Origin of the sequence: Hyella patelloides LEGE 07179 (genome assembly GCF_900659865.1) — a bacterium.
Lineage (GTDB): Bacteria > Cyanobacteriota > Cyanobacteriia > Cyanobacteriales > Xenococcaceae > Hyella > Hyella patelloides.
Genome location: NZ_LR214044.1, coordinates 1,771 through 9,335, shown reverse-complemented (window position 1 = coordinate 9,335; position 7,565 = coordinate 1,771). Strand labels below are relative to the sequence as shown.

Here is a 7,565-nt window from a genome sequence, read left to right as displayed (position 1 = left end):
TAAAGACAGAGCAAAATCCTTTTGTGGCAATTGTGGGAGCTTCTGGAAGCGGTAAATCTTCGGTTGTGTTTGCAGGGTTAGTACCCCAATTACGTCGTGCTAAGAACGCTGATTGGCAAATTGTGACTTTTCGCCCAGGGAATAATCCGATATCTGCAATGGTAACTGCTTTTAATCAGACTCAGTTGTGTCAGATCGAAGAAAGTCATTTCCGCAAAACCCCCTTTGCATTATCAGAGTTAATCGAAAGTATTGTTGCTAATGCTTCAGTCAAATATAGTTTTGAGAAAGTCTATTCTGACAAATATAGTTTTAAGAGAGTCTATTCTGAAGAACAAGACACACCATTGGTTAATCAACAAAATGGTTCAACTGCCATTACTGCACCACAACAAAATAGACAATCTTCCAGACGCTTACTGCTAATTGTGGATCAGTTTGAAGAATTTTATACTCTTGCTTCAGTAGCAGAGCGTCAAGCTTGTTTACAAAGTTTAATTTTTGCAGTTAATAACGCTCCCGCCTTTACTTTAGTGATTACCCTGCGAGCAGACTTTTATGGTCAAGCTTTAGCTTACCGCCCTTTAAGCGATCTATTGCAAAATGCGGTTTTTAACCTCAGTGCTATGAATCGGCAAGAATTACAACGAGCGATCGCTATTCCTGCTAACAAAATGGAGATCGACTTAGAAAAAGGCTTAATCGATAAATTAATCGATAGTGTTAATCGAAAATCGGGACGTTTACCCCTGTTAGAATTTACCCTAACTCAGTTATGGTCACAACAACAAAATGGTTGGTTAACTCATCAGGCATATAATGAACTTGGTGAAGTGGAGCGCGCCCTGGCTAATCATGCAGAAGCGGTATATTCTCAATTAGATCGCTTTAGTCGGTCAAAAATGCCCAAAATATTGACTCAACTGGTACAGTTATGCGAAGAAAACGAAATTACCCGCCGTATAGCCACTAAAGACGAAGTTCGTCCTGAAAATTGGGATTTAGTATCTTATCTTGCCGATGCTCGTTTGGTAATGACTAATTGCAACCCCGTTACCAATCAAGAAACCGTGGAAATTGTCCACGAAGCCCTGATTAATAGTTGGGGAAGGTTCAAACATTGGCTCAAAGCCGATGAAGATTTCCGTCGTTGGCAACAAAGCCTCAGAAGAGCGTTCGCAGCTTGGGAGAATAGTAATTGCGATCGCGGGGCTTTATTACGGGGAAAACCCTTAGCAGATGCCCAATACTGGCTACAACAGAGAGAAGAAGACTTAAGTAATAGCGATCGAGATTTTATCTACAGAAGTATACAACTTCAGCAAGGAGAAAAAGATCGAGAAAAACGCCGACGCAAAATAACCCTTTCTAGTTTAATTGTTGGTTTAGTATTAGCCATTTTCCTCAGTGGAATTGCGTGTTGGCAATGGAAAAGTTCGGCAAGCAATGAAATTTTAGCTATTAGTAAGTATGCCAAATTACTCTGCGCCTCTGCGCGGGGATTCGATGGTTTACTTGAAAGCTTAAAAGCTGCGGATAAAATTGAAAAAACCGCTTGGGTAAAACAAAATCCCGAAGTACAACAATCTGTTATTAAAGCCCTCCAAGAGACAGTTTATGGAGTGAGAGAGCGCAATCGGATCGTGGTAGGAGAAGGCAAAATCCGCAGCGTTAGTTTTAGCCCAGACGGCAACATATTTGCTTCTGGTAGCAGCAATAGTAAACTCTCTATTTGGCATCAAGATGGTAGTTTACAAACATCAATTGATACCCAACAGCAACAAATTAATCGAGTTGCTTTTAGTCCCGATGGCAAGACATTAGCCACTGCGGGAAAAGATGGCACAGTTAAGCTATGGAAACCCAACGGAAAATTATTTGACACCATAACTGCTTATAAAGGTCAAATGTTTGGGATGAATTTTAGTCCTGATGGCAAAATGCTAGCCACCGCAGGAGAAGATGGTCAGATCAAACTGTGGAATCGACAGGGTAAACTGCAACGAATCATCGATATTGATAGCAGTAGTTTATTAGCCGTTACCTACAGTCCCGATGGCAAAATGCTAGCCACCGCAGGAGAAGATAGCACAGTTAAGCTATGGAATACTAGCGGTGAGTTATTACAAACTATTTCTGGTTATCAAAGGGCAGTAATCAGCGTTACCTTTAGCCCAGATGGTCAAACTCTAGCAGCTTCTAGTGAAGATGGCACGATGAAGTTTTGGAATCTGGACGGTACTTTACTCCACACTATGTCAGAAGAAAATGTAATCCATGATATCCGTTTTACTCCTGATGGTCACACTATTGTCTCTGTTGGTGGAGATACCACTGTCAAACTTTGGAACTCCGATTACAGCTTACGTAAAACTTTTACTGGTCACACAGATGGTGTATTAGGATTAGCTTTAAGTCCCGATGGTCACACCATTGCCTCTGCTTCTGCTGATAGTACAATAAAACTATGGCAGTTGGACAGTCAATTATTCAAAACCCTACAGCTACACGATGATGCTGTTTACACTGCTGTATTTAGTCCAGATAACAGCATGATAGCTACTGCTAGCGGTGATAACACGGTAAAACTTTGGAATAGAGACGGTACACTGTTAAAAACCCTTGTCGGTCATACTGGTGCAGTGCATGGTCTTAGCTTTAGTCCTGACGGTAACATCATCGCAACTGCTAGTTGGGATAAAACAGTGAAATTGTGGAAAACAGACGGTACATTACTCAACACCTTCAAAGGACATACCGATAAAGTTTACATGGCTAGTATTAGTCCTGATGGTACAACCATTGCTTCAGCTAGTAGCGATCGAACAATTAAACTCTGGCGGTTAGATGGCACATTAATTAAAACTCTCACTGGACACGAAGATGTCGTACATGGGGTTAGCTTTAGCCCTGATGGTAAAATGATTGCTTCTGCCAGTCATGACCGTACCGTTAAACTATGGAGCGATCGCGGTAAACTATTAACAACCCTAACAGGTCATAGTAATTGGGTACACGCAGTTACTTTTAGCCCCGATAGTAAAGTGATTGCCTCAGCTAGTCACGATCAAACTGTTAAGCTGTGGAATACCAAGGGAAAATTACTCAATACCATTGTGGGACATACCGATAAAGTTTTAGGTGTCGCTTTTAGTCATGACGGTCAAACCCTTGCTTCTTCCAGTAGAGATAGTAGCGTTAAACTATGGCATTTAGACGGCTCTTTAATTGCTACTCTAAGAGGTCATGGTAATTGGGTTCATAGTGTTAGTTTTAGCCCCGACGACCTTTCTCTAGCTTCTGCTAGCTATGATAATACCGCTATCATCTGGGATTTAACCGATATCAATAATTTAGATGTGTTGGTTCAAAGAGGCTGTAGCTGGATAAATAATTATCTCCACAGTTATCCTGGTGCTGAAAGCGTTTGTGGAATGGCTTAACAGCATTCTCTGCCTTCACATAACTTTTAAATTTTACTGTATCAACAGGATTTGGGATCGAATTGCTTGCACAAATAATTTAATTATTCATTGAATCCTGATAACTGGTCGATCGTTTTTTCCTTTATAGCGATCGCTAATTGCTTTCTCTGTGAGTTTGAAATCCACAAGAACAGCGATAATTGCCCACAATTTTTGCTGGGTGAGCGTTAGGTAACTCCAAGACTGAGTTGGTTTCCCAATGGTTAGTAGCCTGTGGTTTCTGAGGGCGTAATTTGAGCGTGAGATTCGCAAGTCCGCAACCTCAAATGCTTATGACAGTGCAAAGTATTTATTGTGAACACTGCTCCAGATATGTATAATAATTCTATCAACTATCGCACTACATGAACCTCACTCTCCTTGTTGTTTTCCATCACGAAGAAGTCCCAAAACTTCACCTCTTTGATGAGAAAGCAATGCAGCGCGCGAGTCCTTTAGGGAAGCTAGTCCTTTAGGGGTCTTAGGGGTTTCCCATAATCGCTGTTGCATCAAGACAAAGCTGAAACAATCGCCACGAAATTTTGTGGCGAGCCATGAAAATCACTGACAGTATTTTTGAGGCTGTTTCTGTATCATGCCATCCATTGACTTTTTTGATGATGAGTATATTATGAAGCCTAATCGTTAAAGACTAATAATTATCTTTAATAGAGAAGTATTGCGACTCTACCACTTTGGCAGTTTTTCATTGATATACTCCCCATAAATACGCATCCTCTGAAAGCAAGCTTTCTTCGTGCTAATTTGTGGGTATTCTCACCAAGAGATTATGAGCTACTTAGGAGGTTCCCATGAACTCTAACTACTAAATAAAATGCAAGCATTGACAACCTGTTGCGATGTTTACTTGGCTTGATGGCTAATTAGATACTTTTAGTTTTATTGTTTTTATTATTTTAGTTTGGTGTATGTTATTTCCTTGTAAGGATATGATTGGAAGTTACAACCATACAATTCTGATTCTTTGCATTACAAAAACAATACCACAAAATAAATAGGAAATAAAATAAAATCGAGGGGCTGTGTTTCGAGGTTTCCTCGAACCCGATCGGCGCTGTCCCACGCTAACCTCACGGATAAATCGCGGAGGCTTGTGTTTTAAGAGTTCTCTCGGTCAACACAAAAGTCCCCATCTCTTGGATAAATGGAATAGCGCAACAACCTTGTAGGAGAGTTTCCCGACCTAGACAAAGGACTTGCACTAAAGCCCTAAAGGATTAGCTTTATGCAGAGCGGTATCCTTTAGGACGCGTCGTCCGCATGTACTGCTGTAAGACAGCTTCTTAACTGCGATCGCATTCCCTCCCGTCATCTTATCTCAAAATTAATTATGGCAGTCTTACAACCAAACAATTTACTAGATGGACGCTACAGAATAGTTAGTCATTTAGCTGAAGGTGGATTTGGGTATACATATTTAGCTGAAGATACTCGTCGACCAAGTTGTCCTAAGTGTTTTGTTAAACAACTCAAGCCAGATATTAGTAATTCTGGAATGTTGGATGATGTTAGACGCTTGTTCCGAACTGAAGCAGAAACTCTGGAAAAACTGGGAGAACATCCGCAAATTCCCAGATTATTAGCTTATTTTGAAAAAGATGGCGAGTTTTACCTAGTTCAAGAGCTAATTAAAGGAGATACTCTTCGTGATGAACTTAAATTAGGTGAACCTTGGTCGGAAAAACAAATATGCCAAATGCTGGTTGAAGTCTTGGAAATTTTGGACTTCGTCCACGAAAATCAAGTTATTCATCGAGATGTAAAACCAGATAATATAATCCGACGATATGAAGATAAAAGATTAGCTTTAGTCGATTTTGGTTCGGTTAAGCAAATTCGAGGTTACGAAAGTCAAATTATGGGAACTGTTGTTGTGGGAACTAGAGGTTATATGCCTACGGAACAAGGTAGAGGAAGTCCCCGCTACAATAGCGATCTTTATGCTTTAGGTATGATTGCAATTCAATCAGCAACTGGGCTAAATATTAATCAATTTCCAGAAGATTCTGAAACAGGAGAAATTATTTGGCAACCTTGGGCAAGGGATCTAAGTGACGGTCTAGCTTCGATCCTTTCTAAAATGGTACGCCATCACTTTGGTGACCGTTATCAGTCAAGTCAAGAAGTTTTACAAGAACTGGAGAAAAATACACCGTTAGTAGACAAAACACCCTATATAGAACAGAAAATAACATCATTAAAGTTGGGAGTAAATCATTTTACCCATTTTTCCACTGCTTGGGATGCAGCTAAAAGAAAGCTATTTATAACATTACCGCTCGCCTTAATAATCACCTTATTTGGCTTAATTTCCTGGTTTTTGACGGAAAAAAGCCAAGAAACACAAGTTTCTGAACAACTTTCAGTTTCTTCAGAAGTCGATATTAATCCCAATACAACTTTTATTAGTTCTGGTACAACAGCTTTAATCAAACCAAAGGAAACCGAGCAAACTGGAAAGTATCAAGCATTCCAATTAGCAAAGCAACAAGGTATTAAAGCAATGGAAACTGGTGATTATCTATTGGCTGTTAATTTTTTTGAACAAGCTCTTCAACAATACCGTAACGCTCCAGAGACAAGGATTTATCGGAATAATGCCCGAAGCCAAGTTCAAAATCAAAAAACCTACACCATAGCAGTGGCGGTACCGATTAGTCTTGACTTGGAGGCAGCAGAGGCAATGTTGCGGGGAGTTGCTCAAGCTCAAGATGAGATCAATCAAGCTGGTGGAATTAATGGCATACCCCTTAGGGTGGTGATAGCCAATGATGGTGATGACCTAGAAATGGCTAAAAATATTGCTTCAGAATTGGGACAAAATAAGGAAGTTTTAGGTGTAGTAGGTCATTACTATAGTAGTAGAACTTTGGCAACAGGAAAAACCTACGAAGATAACCAACTTGTAGCCATTGCTCTGAGTTCTTCTACTGAGATCGAGAATTTTAGCGATTATGTTTTTCGCACTTCCCCTAGTGATAAATTAACAGCGCAAGCACTAGCCCACCATATGTTAACAAAATGGGAAAAAAATAAAGTAGCAATTTTCTACGATCCCAATAGCAAATACAGTATGTCTCTGAGAAAAGAATTTGTTAGGGCTGTTAATTTTTTGGGGGGACAAGTTGTTATGCAGTCTGATTGGTCTATTGACAATTTTAATGTCAATCATGAAGTTGCTAAGGCAATTGATAGAGAAGCAGAAGTAATGATGTTAATGCCTGACAATGCTGTTCAAATAAGACTGGGAATAAAAGTCGCTCAAATAAGCAAACAAAGGTTAAAGCTCTTAGGAGGAGATGTGATGTATTCACCTAAGACTTTAGAATTTGGTGCTGAAAATGTCCTTGATATGGTGATAGGAGCTTTTTGGCACATTGATGCCGACCCCGATTCAAAATTTAGCCTCAAATCTAAAAGGCTTTGGGGGGCAGAAGTAAACTGGATAAGTGCCATGGCTTACGATGCCACACAAGCTTTAATACAAGCATTGTCGCTACAGAGTAATCCTAACCGAATAGGAATGCAACAGGTTCTTTCTAAGTCAGATTTTTCTGCCTCTGGTGCTTCTAATCCTGTTAGTTTCCTTTCTTCTGGCAATCGCGCTCAAGCAAAAATTCAACTGGTAGAAATTATTAAGGATAGAGAATCAAAAACTGGATATGGCTTTGATCCAATTGCGGACTGAAATTCTCTGATTAAGGCTAGATCTAGCCCATGTTCTTGATTAGCTGAAATTAATTGTACAAATCTACTAAATTTTCGGCTACCAAACTCCCATAAATCTAGATAATCTAGCTTAAAATTGGTATTTTTTTCGGATTTTTATCTAGATAGAATTTTCAACATTATTTAGTCACAAAAATGTCACTTTTCGTATTTTATACTTATGACCATAGATGAGTGTACTTACAAAAAATATGAACATTAACAATCGTATAAACAGATTAAGCATTGTTGATAAGCAGTATAAATTACGCCAACTTATTGATAAAGATAATGAGTCTGTCGTACAATTTTCTCAAAAATATAAATATCTCAAAAAGTCTACTGAAGAAACAGATAAAGCAGCTTAACTAG

General features: G+C 39.4%; 4 protein-coding genes. 3 read left to right on the top strand and 1 reads right to left on the bottom strand.

Annotated features, from left to right (window positions below; translation table 11 throughout):
• A partial coding sequence (locus tag H1P_RS27740; protein ID WP_144873836.1) for a WD40 repeat domain-containing protein occupies positions 1–3,443 on the top strand: 3,443 nt, incomplete at its 5' end.
• Between the two features lie 87 nt (positions 3,444–3,530).
• Here the strand turns inward: H1P_RS27740 and H1P_RS27735 are convergent.
• Positions 3,531–3,737: a hypothetical protein gene (locus H1P_RS27735; RefSeq protein ID WP_144873834.1), complete on the bottom strand. Its 207-nt coding sequence runs from the start codon at positions 3,735–3,737 to the stop codon at positions 3,531–3,533.
• Between the two features lie 1,078 nt (positions 3,738–4,815).
• Here H1P_RS27735 and H1P_RS27730 point away from each other — a divergent pair.
• Positions 4,816–7,173: a bifunctional serine/threonine-protein kinase/ABC transporter substrate-binding protein gene (locus H1P_RS27730; protein ID WP_144873832.1), complete on the top strand. Its 2,358-nt coding sequence runs from the start codon at positions 4,816–4,818 to the stop codon at positions 7,171–7,173.
• A gap of 232 nt (positions 7,174–7,405) precedes the next feature.
• On the top strand, positions 7,406–7,561 hold the full coding sequence (locus H1P_RS36625; protein ID WP_186376180.1) for a hypothetical protein: 156 nt from the start codon (positions 7,406–7,408) through the stop codon (positions 7,559–7,561).
• The last annotated feature ends 4 nt before the right edge of the window (positions 7,562–7,565 follow it).